Origin of the sequence: Algibacter sp. TI.3.09 (assembly GCF_038154905.1) — a bacterium.
Lineage (GTDB): Bacteria > Bacteroidota > Bacteroidia > Flavobacteriales > Flavobacteriaceae > Algibacter.
Genome location: NZ_JBAKAN010000004.1, coordinates 1 through 17,931 on the forward strand (window position 1 = coordinate 1; position 17,931 = coordinate 17,931).

General features: G+C 32.4%; 12 protein-coding genes. 9 read left to right on the forward strand and 3 right to left on the reverse strand.

Translation table 11 applies throughout. From position 1 onward, the window contains the following. The first annotated feature begins 197 nt into the window (after positions 1–197). The 3 genes from V6246_RS13385 (at position 198) to V6246_RS13395 (ending at position 6,657) form a co-directional block, all read left to right on the forward strand. Positions 198–3,242 (forward strand): WGR domain-containing protein, encoded by a 3,045-nt coding sequence (locus V6246_RS13385; RefSeq protein WP_341560953.1) that lies wholly within the window; start codon positions 198–200, stop codon positions 3,240–3,242. Between the two features lie 4 nt (positions 3,243–3,246). After that, positions 3,247–4,875 (forward strand): SWIM zinc finger family protein, encoded by a 1,629-nt coding sequence (locus V6246_RS13390; RefSeq protein ID WP_341560954.1) that lies wholly within the window; start codon positions 3,247–3,249, stop codon positions 4,873–4,875. A gap of 261 nt (positions 4,876–5,136) precedes the next feature. Further along, the gene (locus tag V6246_RS13395) at positions 5,137–6,657 is read left to right on the forward strand and encodes a reverse transcriptase family protein (protein ID WP_341560955.1); all 1,521 of its coding nucleotides are present in this window, start codon (positions 5,137–5,139) and stop codon (positions 6,655–6,657) included. A gap of 218 nt (positions 6,658–6,875) precedes the next feature. Here V6246_RS13395 and V6246_RS13400 read toward each other — a convergent pair whose 3' ends face one another. Beyond that, positions 6,876–8,891 carry a tetratricopeptide repeat-containing sensor histidine kinase gene (locus V6246_RS13400; RefSeq protein ID WP_341560956.1) on the reverse strand — a complete coding sequence of 672 codons (2,016 nt, stop codon included), beginning with the start codon at positions 8,889–8,891 and terminating at the stop codon, positions 6,876–6,878. 86 nt (positions 8,892–8,977) lie between these two features. Then, a complete protein-coding gene (locus V6246_RS13405) occupies positions 8,978–9,607 on the reverse strand; it encodes a 7-carboxy-7-deazaguanine synthase QueE (RefSeq protein ID WP_159018388.1) in 630 nt (209 codons plus the stop codon). Between the two features lie 108 nt (positions 9,608–9,715). Here V6246_RS13405 and V6246_RS13410 point away from each other — a divergent pair, with 108 nt between their 5' ends. From V6246_RS13410 to V6246_RS13435, 6 genes are all read left to right on the forward strand, one after another. Continuing rightward, positions 9,716–10,408, forward strand: coding sequence for a hypothetical protein (locus V6246_RS13410; protein ID WP_341560957.1), 693 nt, complete (start codon positions 9,716–9,718; stop codon positions 10,406–10,408). Between the two features lie 161 nt (positions 10,409–10,569). Next, on the forward strand, positions 10,570–11,343 hold the full coding sequence (locus V6246_RS13415; RefSeq protein WP_341560958.1) for a hypothetical protein: 774 nt from the start codon (positions 10,570–10,572) through the stop codon (positions 11,341–11,343). Positions 11,344–11,444: 101 nt separating this feature from the next. Continuing rightward, positions 11,445–12,983 (forward strand): helicase HerA-like domain-containing protein, encoded by a 1,539-nt coding sequence (locus V6246_RS13420; RefSeq protein ID WP_341560959.1) that lies wholly within the window; start codon positions 11,445–11,447, stop codon positions 12,981–12,983. Between the two features lie 43 nt (positions 12,984–13,026). Further along, a complete protein-coding gene (locus tag V6246_RS13425) occupies positions 13,027–13,584 on the forward strand; it encodes a hypothetical protein (protein WP_341560960.1) in 558 nt (185 codons plus the stop codon). 12 nt (positions 13,585–13,596) lie between these two features. Next, complete coding sequence (locus tag V6246_RS13430) at positions 13,597–14,577, forward strand: YitT family protein (RefSeq protein ID WP_159018383.1); 981 nt, start codon at positions 13,597–13,599, stop codon at positions 14,575–14,577. A 23-nt stretch (positions 14,578–14,600) separates the two neighbouring features. After that, complete coding sequence (locus tag V6246_RS13435; protein ID WP_341560961.1) at positions 14,601–15,509, forward strand: GYDIA family GHMP kinase; 909 nt, start codon at positions 14,601–14,603, stop codon at positions 15,507–15,509. Between the two features lie 114 nt (positions 15,510–15,623). Here V6246_RS13435 and V6246_RS13440 read toward each other — a convergent pair whose 3' ends face one another. Continuing rightward, on the reverse strand, positions 15,624–17,753 hold the full coding sequence (locus tag V6246_RS13440; protein ID WP_341560962.1) for a peptidylprolyl isomerase: 2,130 nt from the start codon (positions 17,751–17,753) through the stop codon (positions 15,624–15,626). Positions 17,754–17,931 lie beyond the last annotated feature (178 nt).

Consider the following 17,931-nt stretch of genomic DNA (forward strand, 5'->3'; position numbering starts at 1 on the left):
GTGGGAGAGTAGGTCGTTGCCTTTTTTAATCCTCAACATTTATTTGTTGAGGATTTTTTTTGTAATAAACTCAACGTAAAGAATCAATGGTAATGTGTATTGAATGAGCTGTTTACGATTTAAATAGGCTTTTTTTATTTTCTTCAATATAAGATGGCTGGATAATTCTGTATATTTACTTACAAATCGTTTTGGAATTGAAGATACAACAGCAAAAAAAACTATATTTTACAGAAGGTAAATCGGATAAAGTTTACGAGGTGGATTTATGTGAATCTGGTGGAGACTTATTTGTGGTAAACTTTCGATATGGTCGTAGAGGAGCAACTTTAAGAGAAGGAACTAAAACCGTTTTCCCTGTACCTTATGATGACGCTCTGTCTATATTTAACAAGTTAGTCGAAAGTAAAGAGAAAAAAGGATATGGTGAGAATGGTTCAGTATCTATGCCTGTTAAACTGAACACTGCTCGTGAAGACACCATTTTAAAGTATTTAGAGCAATCAATTGCTGGTACTTATTCAAGAGATTGGAAAGTCTCTAAAATTATTTTAAAATGTGCGGAGCTTAATATTAAGTTAGCATCTCCACTTATAGCTCGTTTTATTAATTCTAATGACGAATTTGAACAATATGCTTCTATATATACGCTTTGTGTTTTAGAAGATGATACACATGTTGATTCAATTTATAATGTTTTCAAAACCGAGAATTTTTCAAATAAAAGCGGTCGTGTTGCTGTTACATATTGTCTTAAATATGGTAACGATAATGTAAAGAAGGAAATTCAAAATAAGATTTTAAATACGCTTCCATCAGAATTAGGAAATCATATAAAACATCCTAGATTATTTTACGCTGCATTAAAAGATTATTTCCTCAAAGAAGAGAATATTGATGCTTCAGTTTTATATTATGTTTATTTATATAGTTATATCCAAAATTCCGGTAGGGAAGAGCTATATCAATTCCTTCAAAGTATTCCATTAAAAGTAAACACATTTAAATCTGTTAGATATATTTATCGATCATCCCATTTATTAGACGACTATCAGTTTTTAGGCTTGTTATCTAAAAGAATGGGTGTTAGTACACCTGGATATACTTCTAATTATATATATAGCGGTCAGCAATGGATTTCAATGGATGTTGAAAAGAAAAAAGAGAATCCCTCTGTAGCGTTTTCATCTAAAACACAAAAATATTTTAATAAAAACACCTATAGCTTAGTTTATAAATTAAGCAAAACTAACATATCTGGTTATTTGGATTATGCAGTGTCTATGTTAGTTTCGTTAAATGATAAAACGGATAGAAACGCTTCTAATGTGCAATACAATTATATTTATGATTCTGTAGAAAGACGCTATATTACTGAGCGTCGAATCTTTCCAAGATATCATGAGTTTTCTGCACTAATGTATGTGCTTTATGGTAATTCTACTTTGTTAAACAGAGATAATACGAAATGGTTTTATTCTGAAGATATTAAGTTGGAAGATCTAGAACGAGCAGAAATTCTTCCAGAAGTATGGAGTAGCAATCCTGAAAAAGTATTGTATGTTTTAAGTCATGCTAAGAGTGAAGAGGCTGTGTTTTTCGCATTACGAATTATAAAGGAGAATAAAAGTATTTTAGATTCACTTTTGTTAGATGATTTACAACGTTTAGTTTCTCATTATCATCCTAAAGTTTTGGAGGTGATTTTAGAATCTATAAAAGATAAATATAAAAACGTACAACCTGAAGATGCTATAATGTTGGCATTATTAAGTTCCAAAAATGAAAGAGCTATAGAATTAGGACTTGGTTGGCTTAATTTTTATGAACGAGATTACTTTTCCAGAGATGAAGTTGTAATCGGTTTATTACTAACTGGTGAAGTAAAGGTTATTGATTATTTAAAAACTTTATATGGAAGTATTCCTAAATATAGTTTTATACTTAATTTAAATGCTTTGAGTGGCTTATTTCAATCACATTCTATCTATACTGAAGCTTATCTTTTAGAGGTAAACAATTTAATAGGAAATACGACTTTTGGGAGCTTATTGAGTGATGTATCTTTGGAGGAGATTAATAAATTGGCATCTTCTAATAGTGTTACAAATAAATTATTTGCGGCTAATTTAGCTAAGCACAATAAAATAGAAACATTCTTATTATTTAAAGATTCGATAGATGAATATATTAATTCTGATGATACTAGATTAAGGCAAGTTGGTATTGAGTTGTTATCTCAGTTTCCGGATCATTTTTTACTAGAGAATAGTAAAAAGATTAGCGGTTTTTGTTTTTCTGAATACGAAGAAGTACGCACAGCAATACAACCAACTATAGAGCGTTTGGTTAATTTAGACACAGATTTCAAAACAAGTCTTTTTAATAGCTTACTTATTGTATTAATTGATTCAGAAAAATATGATGGTTTACATGCTAACTGTTACAGCTTGTTAACAGAAAACTATAAACATTATTTAAATGATATTTCTCATGAGTTTATGTTTAAACTTGTGCTTTCTCATTATGAATATGCTCAAAAACTTGGCCTTCCTTTATTTAAACAACATATAGATTTAAACACGTTACCTATTGAGAAACTTGTCTCTTTAGGTAATTCAGACGTTTTTGAAATACGTAAAATGCTTCAAGATTATTTTCAGTTACATATTCCGAAGATTAATTATGAGTTAGAAAAGGCATTATTAATTTTTAATTCAAGTTGGCAAGATATTATAGATTGGGCTTGCGATTATTTTGAAAGAAACATTGAAGAAAAAAACTGGACAGTTAATATGCTGTTATACGCTTGCGATCATACTAAAAACGAAGTACAAGCTTTTGGTAGAAAAATGATAACAGCTCATTTTAGCGAGGAGAAGGGTTTACCGTTACTAATGAAATTACAAGAACACCCTACAAAGGATATGCAGTTTTTTGTAACGAACTATTTAGAAACATATGCTAAAGATACTCCAGATGTTATTTTAAAACTGGAAACATATTTTAAAACGAGCTTATTTAATATTAATACACATCGTGCAACCAAAACGAGGATTTATGCTTTTTTAGAACAAGAATCTGTTAAAAGTAAGGTGGTTGCCGAAATGACTGTACGTTTAATAAACAGTATTCTTGGCACAAAAACCATAAAAGATAGAAGTAATAACATTGATGTTTTACTTAGTATATATGATGTTTTTCCTGAAATTGAAGTTCCGTTATTAATAAAATCAAATTAAAAACATGCAATTTAATTATAAATACGGAGGCGGAAGTACTGTTAATAATGGAGTATCTAGCACTAATGTTAGTTTTGCTCCAGATGTACTTCGCGATCCTACATTTTTTGTAGGGACTTTAGATAAAAAAATTCCGTTTAGAGAAGCTATCTCTGCATTGCATCATGTTGTGGTTGCAGATTTTAATTTTCAACCAAAAGATAATTCGGCTTATTTGGCTTGGTTAAAAGGCCAGGAAGAGATTTGGTTATCGGAGGCTAGTTCCGATTTATCGAAATTGCGTTCAGAAATTCACGAGGTACGTGCAAAAATGGAAGGACTTCGTAAAGAGCGCGATTCTATAATGAAACCTTATTATAAAGCACAAAGTGCCTATTTTAAATTTTTATACAAAAGAGATATGGATGCTTGGATGGTTTTAGATCCAGTAATTACGGTGCATCCCGATCAAGTGTTTTTTGAATGTTTTAGTAAAGATGAATCTGTTTACGGTAAATTATCATGTGGATATGATGTGTTTAAAGATATTAATGAATTTAAATGTGGTACCACAAACATTGATTATTCTAAGAAATTATATGAAGAGTTTCAGAAAATAAGAACTTATAAAGAGACAGATTTTAAAATAGATCCTAAGGGTTTCGATGTTAAAACAACAGGTGAAGATAATTATAGAGAAGTAAAAATTGATTTGCCTGATAGTTGGGTTCGTGGCTTTTTACAAGTGAGTACAGCAATGACCACTAAAAAAGTATCTTTTGAACTAGAAGCTATTGATATTGCCAATTTTATTTCAGTGTTAAAAAGAAATAAAGAACGTAAAGGCCCTCGGTCTATTAAATATATTCTGAAACCAAACGAGCCTATTGTTGCAGTTTTTGAACCCTGGAATATTGAAATAGTCTGTAATCAATCGATTTATAAAGGAGATGAGCATGAGGAAATTAGAGTTTGGGGACGCAGGCGTATTTTACTTTTAGAACGATTACTGCCAATAACTAATAAATTTAGCGTTCATCTTTTAGGTAACGGCATGCCTTCATTTTACACGGCACATTTAACCAATGACATGTATTTTACATTGGGGCTTTCTGGGTGGACAGCAAACGATTGGACACAGTCAAGCCAATTAGAATTATTAGCACCTCGTGCGTTAGTACCCGCTACAACTATGCAAAGTATTTATTTAGAATTACGCAATACGTGGTTTGCAAGCGAAACAGATTTGGCTAAAAATCTAAATTTAGATGTTACCACAGTTAATAAATCGATGGAAACTTTTGCGCAAGCAGGCAAAGTAATTTATGATCTGAAAAATAAAGTTTATCGTGTACGTGAATTAAAGCGTGATGGTATTGATATTGAATCGCTTCGTTTTTCTAGTGAAACAGATAAGGACGCATATAGGTTAATGGAACAAGATGCGGTTGCTAACTTAAAAATTACAGAACAGAACGGTAAAGTATTGTTAACCGCCACAGTAAGTAATAATTATAATACAGTTGTATTAATAGATAAAGATTTAAAAATTACAGATGCTAAGTGTAACTGTAATGAGTTTTATAAAAATAAAATGACAAAAGGACCTTGTGCGCATATTTTGGCTACAAGAATCACTTTTGATAAAAAATAATATTATATTTAAACCATGGTAGTAATAAGATAAAAACCTTGCATTTTGATTGGTGGATCGCCAATCTTGCTTACAGATACCGAACGCGTCACTGACTCGAACTTAACTTGTGAAATAGGTACTAGTACGCCATTTCCGGTTAGACTTCTGCGAAGTGAAATAGCGTACTAGTACCTATTTCACTGGAGTTGTTCAATTCAGTCTTGAGAATCGTACGAAGGGCATTCAAAATACATCTTATTGCTACCTTTTTTTTGTTATATGAGAAATAATTCTACGGAGAGAAGACAAGAAATTTATGATAAAATAAAGGCATCTTCTAAACAAGAATATATCCTTTCGGAAATGAAACGCTTAGGGTTTTGGAATGAGGGAGAACTTGATTTTAAAACGGTAAATACGTTTTTTAACGAAGAAAAAGAATTATCTCAGAAACTTCAAAAACTTTTAAAAGAAAAAAAAGTTATAGAAGATCCGGAAGCTTTTCTGGCTAAAAAACACCAAGAACGCAAGCTTGCTTCTAAACAATCTCAAAAAGAAACTAAAGAACGTCGTGAAAAAGAACGCTTAGAAAAAGCCGAGAAATGGCGTGTTTCTAAAGAGAAAGATATTATTTATTTAGGTGAAAATTATTCGCATGAATTAAATGAGCAGATATCTAATACCGAACATTTAAAATCTAAAAACTTACCGGTTTTACATACAGCCGAAGATTTAGCGAAAGCTATGAATATCTCTATTGGTGAGTTAAGGTTTTTGTCGTTTTCAAGAAAAAATTCTAAAATTAGCCATTACAAAAGATTTCAAATGGCTAAAAAATCTGGTGGATATCGTTTGATTTCTGCACCTATGCCTAAGTTGAAAAAGGCACAACACTGGATTTTAGAATCGGTTTTAAATATAGTACCTGTTCATCCAAATGCACATGGTTGTGTTATAGGAAGATCGATTAAAACCAATGCCGAACCACATGTCGGGAAAGCAGTCGTTATTAATCAAGATTTTAAGAATTTTTTCCCATCTGTTACCTATGCGCGAATTAAAGGTGTGTTTTTAGCTTTGGGTTATTCTAATCAGGTTGCAACTATTTTTTCTCTTTTATGTTCGGAACCTAAAATACTAGATGTTTCCCTTTTAGGGGAAGATTATTATGCACAACGTGGCGAACGTTTTTTACCGCAAGGCGCTCCAACAAGTCCTGCGATTACAAATATTCTTTGTAAAAAATTAGATTTTAGATTAACGGGTTTAGCTAATAAATACGGATTTACATACACGCGTTATGTAGATGATATTACATTTTCTGGCACTCATGATAGTTTTGATAAAATGACTCCGCTTTTAAAATACTCGAGATACGTTGTAAATAGTGAGAATTTTAATTTACATCCCGAAAAATTACGCATCATGAAGCGTAATGCCAAACAAGAGGTTACAGGTGTTGTTGTTAACGAAAAAACTAATATTCCAAAAGGAGATTTAAAACGTTTTAGAGCACTTCTATTCCAAATAGAGAAAGATGGTATAGAAGGTAAATATTGGACTAAAGGTGGTAATGTTTTGGCTCAAATAGATGGATATGCGAATTATATTTTTCAAATAGAACCAGAAAAAGGTGTACTGTATAAAAAACGCGTAAATCTTATTTTAGAAAAATATAATTACAAGGAAAAGCATAAAGCAACTTATGTTCCTAAAGTTTTAGATAAACATGAGAAGGCTAATAAACCGGATTCTGGTGGTGGTATTTTTAAGAAAATTATGTCTTTCTTTAAAAAATAGAAATATTCTTTAATTGATATCATTTACTTGGCGGATGGTTGCGGGAGTGATAGAAACGGCATCCTTTTTTACTTGATAAGCCTTATTATGCAAACTAGAAATTAGATTTCTAATATTGCTTTGAAGGTCAATTTAATAACCCCCTAAAAAAGATATAGTGGATAGCATGGTTTTTATTTTTCTTAAAAACCCGCCCAAAAAATCGTTGTTATTTTAGCTTAAGTTGGAATTTGAACTAAAATAGCAGTGCCTTTATTTTTTTTACTTTTTATTGAAAGCTGCCCTTTTAGGATATTGATGCGTTCGGTCATAGTTTTTAACCCGAGACTATTTAAGGGAATAGTATCGTCGATATCGAAACCATTACCATTGTCTCTTATTAAAACTTTAATACCGTTTTTTTGTTTTAAAATATTTACAAACAAGGTGCTGGCGTTGGCATGTTTAATAACATTACTAATAGATTCTTGTATAAATCTATAAAAATTAAGCGTTTCTACATCATCGAAACGTGTATTAACATCGTCTATTTCTAGGGTTACAAAAAGGTCTGTGGTTTCGTCTAATTCGAATAATAATTTTTGAATACTGTTGGTTAAACCTAGTTTTGTTAATGTAATTGGATATAGATCTCGTGATATATGCCTGACTTCTTCTAGAGTATTTTGTACGAGCAAGGATAATTCTGGTTGCTCTAATGCTTGAGTTTTCCATTTTAGAAGTGCCAATTGTTGGCCAACACTGTCATGTAAGTCTTTAGAAATGCGGGTGCGTTCTTGTTCTTGTGTTTTTATCAATTCTTGAGAAAAACCTTGCTGAATAATTTCTCTATGTTTAGCATTGGTGTAAGAACGATAAAATAATATGCAGGCAAATAAAACGAGCATACTAATTACGCCGAAGGTTAATTGTTGCGTTTTGTTTTTATTTTCAACATTGAGTAACTCTATATTGGTGTTTTGAGCTTCTATTTTTCGATCTCGTTTTTCGGTTTCGTAAAGCGTTTGGAAATAGGCAAGCGTTTTTGTGTTTTGTACGCTAGTAATAGAATCTTTTAAGGTATAATAACTTACTAAGTGTTCATTTGCTTTTTGCAAATTGTTGGTTGATTGGTATACTTCTGCAATAAATTTTTCGGCAAGCATAATTTCTTCATACCCGCGTTTTTGTTTTCTTAGGGTTAAATATTCTTTCCCATATGTAAGAGCGTTAGAGTAGTTACCTTTTTGAAATTCTAGTGATTTTAATGCAAAAATGTACGATTCACGATTTCTACTAGATTTATTATCTAAATAGATTTGTTTTAGTTCTTTAAAGTGTGTTTCAGCTAAATTTGTACTATCACTTTCGGAATAGGCTATTACTAATTCGGCTAAAATAGTAGACTTTAAAAACATTTCGTTTTCAGATTTTGCATTGCGAGCTATTGATTTTTTTAAGTATGCTATTTGCTTTTTATAGTCGGCTGTTTTTCTGTAATCGGTAGCAGCGTTGAAGTAAAGACTAACAAGGTGATCGTTTCTGTTATCTTGTTTGGCGAGTTCTATGGCTTCATTTCGTTCTTTTTCTGATTCTTTAAAAAAAGCATTTTTGCTGTACAGAACGGAGAGTGCGTTTTTTGATGATAGTATGTTGAAGTTATCTTTTACTTCTGTAAATATATCTATGGCCGTTTTTAAACTTTTTGAAGCTTCGGGAAATTTACCTAAATCAGATTCTGTGTAACCTAAATACAAGTGAGCGAAACCTGCTAAGCGTGTTTCATTATATTTTTGTGCGTATACAATAGTTTTGTTATAGAATTTAATAGCTGTATCTATATCGTTTAGATAGTAATAACTATCGGCTACATTTAAGTACAATCTTGTTAGAGCATGGCTGTTCTGCATATGCTCGTAAGTTTTAATGTGTTGTTTATAAAGTTTTAGGCCTTCTTCAGGTTTGCTTGTTATGTTGTTTTTGTAGTAGATTAAATCGGCAATATGATTACCTGCAAGTTCTAACGAATCTAATTTTAAAGCAAGATTTATGGTTTGGTTTACAATAGTATCATACTGTAAATCTGTTTTGTATTTAACAATAGAAACTAGGCTATCCATCCATTTTAGACGTTGCCCTTTTTGATGTTTTTGGATGTTTGAGTTTATCTGCGAAATAGATTTTTCTATGTCCGATTGTTGCGCACTTATGCTAAATATTGTAAAAAGGGAAATATAGAAAAGTACTAACTTCATGATAGTTAGGGTTTGTTTTTCTAAATATATGCGATTTGTGCGACAAACAATAAAAAAGCCTCGAAAAAACTTCGAGGCTAATAATATTATGGAATATTTAAATATTTATGGGTTTGTAATGATACTTTCCATTTTGGATTTTTCATGACGTAATCTACAATTTCCGGAACCACTTTATCGCGTTTGCTCCATTCGGGTTGTAAGTATAAAATACAGTCTTTATTTACTTTTGCAGCTTGTTCTTCGGCGAAGCGAAAATCATCATTATTGTAAATAATTACTTTAAGTTCATGGGCATTATCATAAACTTCTTTAGTAGGAAGTTTCATTTTTTTTGGGGAAAGGCAAATCCAATCCCAAATACCGGTTAGTTTATAAGCCCCCGATGTTTCAATATGCACCTGTAATCCTTCAGCTTTAAGCTGTGTTGTTAAAGGCGTCATATCCCAAGTTAATGGCTCACCTCCAGTAATTACAATAGTATCACTATGTTTTTTAGCGTTTTCAACAATATTAGAAATTAATGTAGGTGGGTGCAGGTTGGCATTCCAACTCTCTTTTACATCGCACCAATGGCAGCCTACATCGCATCCACCAACACGAATAAAATATGCTGCGGTACCTTTATGAAAGCCTTCTCCTTGAATGGTATAAAACTCCTCCATTAAAGGCAACATCTCTCCTTTGTCAACTAATTGTTGTATTTCTTTTTTCATAAGTCCGCAAAGATACGGATTTCATTAGTTTTAACCTGAACTTTGTTATTGACAAGTTTTCTGGCTATATTCGATGATTAATAGTAATTCTCCCTAAGAATTAACGAAATGAAAAAGTATACCCTCACGCTCGCGATATGCGCTAGCTTTTTCTGTGCGCAATCTCAAGTAGGTATTGGCACAACAACTCCCGACGATGGGTCAGTATTACAAATAGACAGTAAAGTAGGTGCTTTTGTGCCTCCAAGAATGACATCTGCAGAGATGGCTGCTATACCAACACCGCTAGATGGAGCTATGGTTTATAATACTACTTTAAATTCCTATTGTACATTTGGTAATGGTACGTGGTCGAGCCAATCTAATGGTACTTTAGTGCTTAATAAGAGTTATTCGGTAGGCAATACAGCACTTTCTACGCCTAATAATAATTATGTTAATTTTCCTGTGGGTGCAGCTGATATTCTTGTGGCTAATACCGATATTTATGATGTTACAGGGAATGGTACAGTTAAAATAAAGGAAAGTGGAAACTACTTATTTAGTGCATCCTTATCAACGAGTAATATGCCTGGTGGTGAAAAAAAATATATTATAGGACTAGAGATTAACGGAGGGTTGGTAGCTTATTTATCTCGCGGTTTCTCTAGTTTGCCTAGTCAAGATTATTGGGGAACAAGTGGAAATGTGATATACCCTATTAATGCTAACGACGTGGTAACTATGCGTTATGTTTTAAATAACGATAATACGCCTTTAACAGCTAAATTTGTTAATATAGGAATTAGTCGTCTTAATTAGTTGTTTTATTCGTTCTTACACTTGTTGTTGAGTACTGGGAATAGTAGTGGCTTAGCAACAAAAAGACCAATTAGTTTTAACCCAAATTTTGTTATTGATAAGTTTTCTAGCTATATTCGATGAATAATTAAAATAAACTAGCTCCCTAAGGCTATATTAAAATGAAAAAATTCTCCCTCATGCTCGCGCTATGCGCTAGTTTTTTCTGTGCGCAATCTCAGGTAGGTATTGGTACCACGACTCCCGACGATTCTTCAATTTTACATGTTGATTCAGACAGTAAAGGTATTTTAATACCACGATTAACAACTACTCAAAGAAATAGTATAACGCTACCAGCGACAGGTTTATTGATATTCAATAGCACTACAAGTAAGTTTGAATTTAATTCTGGATCGGTAGGAACACCAATTTGGAACCCTATAAATTCGCATTCTACTGTAAGCACTGATACTGGAAATATTTTAGAATCAGGATCAGATTCTGGTGCATACATAGGGGCTACAACCTATATTGGTAAATTTATTATTACCAATACCGGAACTCAAACTATTACAGGTTTACCATTTGAACCAAGCTCGATTAAGTTTTCGGCTTATGCCAACGTAGAGACTGAAAATATAAATGGTGATAACGGAACATCTAATAACGACAATAGTTTCCAGAATGCATTTGGATCTATGCAAGGTTATGCCACTAACTATAGCGGAATAGATCAACAAGTTATTTTTAATGGGGGAAACGGTAATTCTATTAACGATATTTCTAGATACGCTTCTAGTTCTAGAGCCATAGGTATACGCTACGGAAATCAAAACGGGGATAATTTAGGATTAACGGCAGCTGAAGTTACAAGTTTTAATGCCGATGGTTTTTCTATCAATGTTACCGATAGAACAGAGAATATTGTTGTTATTTATGAAGCTTATAGGTAATAAATTTTTGGTAAATAGAAATTAAAGGTTCTATTTCTTTCCATTGAAACCATATTTTTTTCTTCATCTTATTTACTGTATTTTTATGCAAAATATACAGTATGAGTAAGACAGATACTTTTTTTAAATACATTACAGAAGGAAATGCTACAAAAGGAGATTTTATAGCCGTAGGTTCTGCTATGTTAGATGGTGAAACCGTTACAGGTGCCCATGTGAAAATTCCTTTAAAAACCATGAATCGTCACGGTTTAATTGCTGGTGCCACTGGTACGGGTAAAACAAAATCGCTTCAGGTTTTAGCAGAAAATTTAAGTGATAAAGGTATTCCTGTTTTATTAATGGATATTAAAGGTGATTTAAGTGGTTTGGCACAACCAAGTCCGGGCCATGCAAAAATTGATGAACGTCACGAAAAAATTGGTTTACCTTTTGATGCCAAAGCTTTTCCTGTAGAACTTTTAACCCTTTCTGAACAAGATGGTGTTAGGCTTCGTGCTACGGTTAGCGAATTTGGTCCTGTATTATTATCTCGAGTTTTAGATTTAACCGATACGCAATCGGGAGTAGTAGCTGTTATTTTTCAGTATTGTGACGATAATAAACTGCCATTATTAGATTTAAAAGATTTTAAAAAAATACTTCAATATACTACGCAAGAAGGTAAAGCTGAATTTACGGAATCTTACGGACGTATTTCAACAGCATCTACCGGAGCTATTTTACGAAAAGTTATAGAGTTAGAACAACAAGGAGCCGATTTGTTTTTTGGTGAAAAATCTTTCGATACGCAAGATTTGCTGCGTATTGATGATAACGGTCGTGGTTATATAAACATCCTTCGTTTAACCGATATTCAAGATCGCCCAAAATTATTTTCAACCTTTATGTTAAGTTTGTTGGCCGAAATATATTCAACCTTCCCAGAACAAGGCGATAGCGATAGACCAGAACTTATTTTGTTTATAGACGAAGCGCATTTAATTTTTAACGAAGCTTCAAAAGCCTTATTAAATCAAATTGAGAGCATTGTAAAATTAATTAGAAGTAAAGGTGTTGGTTTATATTTTGTTACGCAAAACCCAACCGATGTTCCCGAAGCTGTATTAGGCCAATTAGGTTTAAAGATTCAGCATGCTTTAAGGGCTTTTACCGCTAAAGATAGAAAGGCCATTAAGTTAACGGCACAAAACTATCCAGATTCCGAATATTATGATACTACAGAAGTTTTAACATCTCTAGGAATTGGAGAAGCGTTAGTTTCTGCATTAGATGAAAAAGGACGACCAACACCATTGGCTGCTACCATGATGCGTGCACCTATGAGTAGAATGGATGTTCTTACCGATATGGAGCTAAGTAGCTTGCTAGCAAAATCTAAAATGGTTAAAAAATACAATGAAACCATTGATAGAGAGAGTGCTTACGAAATGCTTAATGAAAAAATAAAAGAAGCTGAAGCAGACGAAGCTAAAGAAAAAGCTAAAAAAGAACAAGAGGCTCTTAAAAAAGCAGAATCTAAAAGAAAAACGACAACAAGACGTAAAAGCACAGCCATGAACCCAATAATTAAAGTGCTTACAAGTGCTACATTTATTCGTTCGGTTTTTGGTATTTTAACCAAAGTGTTAAAAAAATAAGTAGCTTCTGTTTTATTAGAAATTAAATAAACGAAATATCATTATGTATAAAATACTTTGTAGCCTATTTTGTTTAGCAGTCGTTTTTACTAGCTGTAAGAAAGACCAAGATCCTTTTGAGATTTCAAAACACCACATAGGTTTATTAACCGATTCCACGGAAGTTAAAGACATCAAAAATATTTATGCCAACGATTCTATTGTGAGGTTTATAGGTGGTGATGAGTTCTTAGGAAACGTTAATAATATTGAAGTTTTTGAAAAAGGCGGAAAGAAATTATTGACTTTAATGCCTAAACATGCCTTAGACTCTACATCTACAATATCAGGAATTCGTATTATGGATTCTCGTTTTGTAACCGATAAAAATTTATCTACCATAAGTGTATTTAAAGATATTAGAAGCCATTACAGAATTTCACGTATTAGCAATTTAATTAATTCTATTGTTATTATTGTAGAAGATATTAATGCAAGTTTCACTATTGATAAAAAGGAATTGCCTGCCAATTTAAGGTTCGATATGGACTTGAAGTTTGAGAGTGCCCATATTCCTGATCAGGCTAAAATAAAGTATTTCTTTATTAACTGGTTGGATTAAATAGACTTCAAAATGAATCCATTTTTATCCAAAATATTAGTAGATATTGCCCGAAAGCAGCTTAAGAAAAAAGAAGCTAGCGCTGAAGGTAAGGCCGTAAGTATAAAACAAATTGTACCTCTAGTTCGTAAATTTCAGGTCGAGCTATCCCATGCTATAAAAGAATATATTTTTATAATCATAGGTGTGTTTTCTGCTGGTTTTGGTTTAAAAGGCTTCTTATTACCCAATAAATTTATCGATGGTGGTGCAACGGGTATTTCTTTATTATTAGAAAATGTAACCTCTATAGAACTGGGACTCTTACTGGTTTTAGTAAATATCCCTTTTTTAATTCTAGCTTCTAAAACTATAGGTAATAAATTTGCCTTAAAAAGTATTGCAGCCATTACACTTCTAGCTTTTGTGGTACATTTTGTAGAATACCCTATCATTACTGAAGATAAATTATTAATAGCCGTTTTTGGTGGTTTTTTTCTTGGTTTAGGTATTGGATTGTCTATGCGTGGTGGAAGTGTTATTGATGGAACTGAAGTATTGGCTATATATTTAGGACGAAAATTATCGTTAACTATTGGCGATGTATTGTTGCTAATTAATATCGTTATATTTTCAATAGGCGCGTATGTATTATCCATTGAAATTGCGCTTTACGCGATATTAACCTATTTATCTGCGGCAAAAACAGTAGATTTTGTTGTAGATGGTGTTGAGGAATATGTAGGTGTTACTATTATTTCTAATAAGCATGAAGAATTGCGTATTATGTTAACTGAAAAGTTGCGTCGAGCCTGCACTATTTATGCAGGAAAAGGTGGTTACGGAACTAATGGCGATAGTTATGATAAAGATATAATCTATACCATTGTTACGCGATTAGAGCTCGCCAGATTACAAACCGAAATTGATAAAATAGACAGAAATGCGTTTATTGTTATGGGGATTGTAAAAGACTTAAAAGGTGGCATGATTAAACGAAAACCTATGAAATAAAAGTGATAATTTAAACAAATAGTGTGAAGGAGTATTTTAGTAACGGAAAATTATTGATTTCAGGAGAATATGTTGTTTTAGATGGAGCCATTTCTTTGGCTGTACCAACTAAGTACGGGCAATCGTTAATTATTGAAAGCATCAATGACGCTAAAATTATTTGGAAAAGTTTAGATGAAAAAGGAATGGTTTGGTTCGAAAAAGAGTTTGAATTAGTAAACCATACTATTCAAAACTCAAGTGAAACCGATGAGACTTCTATTAGGTTAATAGAAATATTAAAAGCAGCTAAAGCGCTCAATCCAGAGTTTTTGAGAGATAGAATAGGATATAAGGTAACGACGAAATTAGATTTTCCTAAAAATTGGGGTTTGGGCACATCATCAACCTTAATTAACAATATTTCTAATTGGGCAAAAGTTGATGCGTATCAACTTTTGGAAAAAACTTTCGGTGGTAGCGGTTATGATATTGCTTGCGCTAAAAATAATTCGGCCATTACCTATCAATTAAAGCCGGATGCTATAGATGTTATTCCGTTAAGCTTTAATCCAACCTTTAAGAAGAATCTTTATTTTATTCATTTAAACCAGAAACAAAATAGTCGTGATGGTATTAAACATTATCGTGAACATAAAGGTGATTTACTCGATTATATAAAAGAAATTGATGTTATTACCGAGCAGATGATACATGCTGAAACTTTGGAGGTGTTTCAAGTTTTAATAGAAAAGCACGAATCTATAATTGGAAAAATAACAAAACAAGTTCCTGTTAAAGAAAGGTTGTTTAGCGATTTCAAAGGCGCTATTAAAAGTCTTGGTGCTTGGGGTGGAGATTTTGTTTTAGCAACAGCTAAACAAGATCCAACTGCGTATTTTAAAGCTAAAGGTTATAATACCGTATTAGCTTATCAAGATATGGTGCTTTAGTTTTTATAAAAGAAGCATTAACTTAATTATAAGAACAAATAATCTTTTAAATATATCGCATAAAAAAGCCTCAAATTAATGAGGCTTTTTTTATTTTATTAAAATCAGTTCGTTTTATTGAACTTGAGATTTTGCTCTATTATCTTCAATTGCAGCGGCATCTTTTAATGCGTTATATAATTTAGAATTTACAACATTAGATTTTTGTTGTTCAACTCTGTTAGCAGCAGCTTGGTAGTTGTCTAATGGAGCTGCAGGAGTTACTTTAGTAACTTGAATCATGTAAACACCGTTAGCACCATCTATTAATTTAGAAGTTTCTCCTTCTTTTAATCCAAATGCAGCACCAACAACTAATGGCTCTCTACCTGCTCCAGAAATAGTTGGGTTTTTCATGTTGATAGCAGAAGCTGTACGAACACTTTTCTTTTGTGCGGCAGCTAAATCATCCAAAGTTGTAGCAGAAATTTGATCTCTAAGCATTGCTGCTTTTTTCTCTTTTCTTAAAATAGGTAAAACAGTAACTGTAGCATCATCAGCAGACATTAAACCTGCATCATGTTTTGCAACTAATTGAGCAATTACATAGCCGTTTGTAATGTTGAAACGTTTTAAGTCTCCTACTTGAGCGTCAGCTTCAAATGCCCAACGTACAATTGGTCTTTGGTTACCAACACCAGGTATAGTTTCATCTAGAGCTTTAATCCCATTAACAGGGCGCACTGTGTAATTTTTTTCTTTTGCTAATGCTTCATAATCTTTGTCTACAGCTGAGATTTCAAAACTAGAAGCATCTCTAAATACTTTATCAACAGTAGCGTCAGATGGTTCAATCTTTCTAGCTAATGTTCCTACTTTTACAGCTTTAGTTTTGTTTTTCTGTCCTTCAACTTCAATAATATGAAAACCGAAGATTGTTTTTACAATTCCTAAATCTCCAGTAGAACCTTCGAATTCAAAATCATTAAATTCTGGAACCATAGTATTGTATGCATGCCAATCGTAACGACCACCATTTTCAACACTTCCTTGATCTGTAGAGAATTCTGTTACAAATTCAGGGAATTTAGAACGGTTAGATTTTAAAATTGTTAAAAGGCTATCAGCAGTTGCTTTCGCTTGTGCTTCTGTTTGTGTTGCTTGAGCTCCTGAACTTCTTGTTCCAATAAAAGGAATTAAGATATGACGAACTTTAGCTGAATCTGGAATTTGTTTTACAGCAACTATTTTTGAGATTTTGTAGTAGCCATTATCTTTATAAGGACCATAAACATCACCTTCATTTAAGTTATAGATAGTATCTGCAACAGCAGATGGTAAGCTAGATTTAAATACAAAACGATCATCAAATTTAATATCAGAATTAGAGTTGATAAAATCTTCGTTATTTTTTGTATTTAAAAAACCTGTAATGTTTTCGTTAGATTTAATACCGTCGTTATATTCAACACGGTCAGATAATAATTTTGTTAAATCTGCTTTTATTGCATTTTCATCTTCTACGCTTGCAAATTCTTTAAATTCAACAAAACGAATATCACGAGATGCTTCAACTTCGTATTTTTTAGCATTTTTACTGATATAGCTAGAAATATCAGATTTAGAAACTTTTACTAAGCTATCAGCAATAGAAGTATAAGGAACTTGCACATATTTAATATCTACTTTGTTATTCTCAAGCATGTAATCTAGTTCACCTTCAGCAAGTGTTCCAGTTAAACCAGCTTTAACTAAGTTAAAGTAGTTTTGTTGTAATGCATTGTTTGCTAATTGCTTTTCGTAATTAACCCAACTTTCATAACCTGCAGGCGATGTTTCTTTTAGGTTAGCGATATATTCATTAAGTTTTGCTTCGTCAAACAAACCAGCTTCATTTAAAAACTCTGGGCTAGATGCAAGCGCCGTTTTTAATAAATCTTTCATTTGGTCTTTCTCAACAGAAATCCCTAGTTTTTCAAATTGAGCACCCATTACAGCTTCACGTACTTCTTGATCCCAAACACGGTTCATCACCTGTGTACTTGTTGCACTTGCACCTGCTTGGCGTTGTGCTACATCTACTTTTTGAAGAAATGATTCGCGAGTAATATCTGTACCGTTAACAGTACCCACAATATTTTGCGATTTTGCTGAAAGTGCATCACTATTTTTAAATAAATCTGCTAATACAAAGGAAAATAACGCTAACGCTATTATCAAGATTAAGAATAATGAACGTTGTCTGATTTTATTTAAAACTGCCATCTGTAATTAAAATGTTTTATAATAAATCCGTTAAATAGGATTTAGCTTGTTATTATTGGTTGTCAATTTACGACTAAATTGATGAAAATATCGTGCGCGAAAATACCATTTTCTATTTAATAATGAAAGGGTTATTTTGTGTTTTGTTTAATGTCGCGATTTGTAAGGGTAATTAATG

Excerpts from the sequence above, each read along its gene's own strand:
- V6246_RS13390 (WP_341560954.1), top strand. The coding sequence starts at position 3,247 with ATGCAATTTAATTATAAATACGGAGGCGGAAGTACTGTTAATAATGGA.
- V6246_RS13395 (WP_341560955.1), top strand. The coding sequence starts at position 5,137 with ATGAGAAATAATTCTACGGAGAGAAGACAAGAAATTTATGATAAAATA.
- V6246_RS13400 (WP_341560956.1), bottom strand. The coding sequence starts at position 8,891 with ATGAAGTTAGTACTTTTCTATATTTCCCTTTTTACAATATTTAGCATA.
- V6246_RS13405 (WP_159018388.1), bottom strand. The coding sequence starts at position 9,607 with ATGAAAAAAGAAATACAACAATTAGTTGACAAAGGAGAGATGTTGCCT.
- V6246_RS13410 (WP_341560957.1), top strand. The coding sequence starts at position 9,716 with ATGAAAAAGTATACCCTCACGCTCGCGATATGCGCTAGCTTTTTCTGT.
- V6246_RS13415 (WP_341560958.1), top strand. The coding sequence starts at position 10,570 with ATGAAAAAATTCTCCCTCATGCTCGCGCTATGCGCTAGTTTTTTCTGT.
- V6246_RS13420 (WP_341560959.1), top strand. The coding sequence starts at position 11,445 with ATGAGTAAGACAGATACTTTTTTTAAATACATTACAGAAGGAAATGCT.
- V6246_RS13425 (WP_341560960.1), top strand. The coding sequence starts at position 13,027 with ATGTATAAAATACTTTGTAGCCTATTTTGTTTAGCAGTCGTTTTTACT.
- V6246_RS13430 (WP_159018383.1), top strand. The coding sequence starts at position 13,597 with ATGAATCCATTTTTATCCAAAATATTAGTAGATATTGCCCGAAAGCAG.
- V6246_RS13440 (WP_341560962.1), bottom strand. The coding sequence starts at position 17,753 with ATGGCAGTTTTAAATAAAATCAGACAACGTTCATTATTCTTAATCTTG.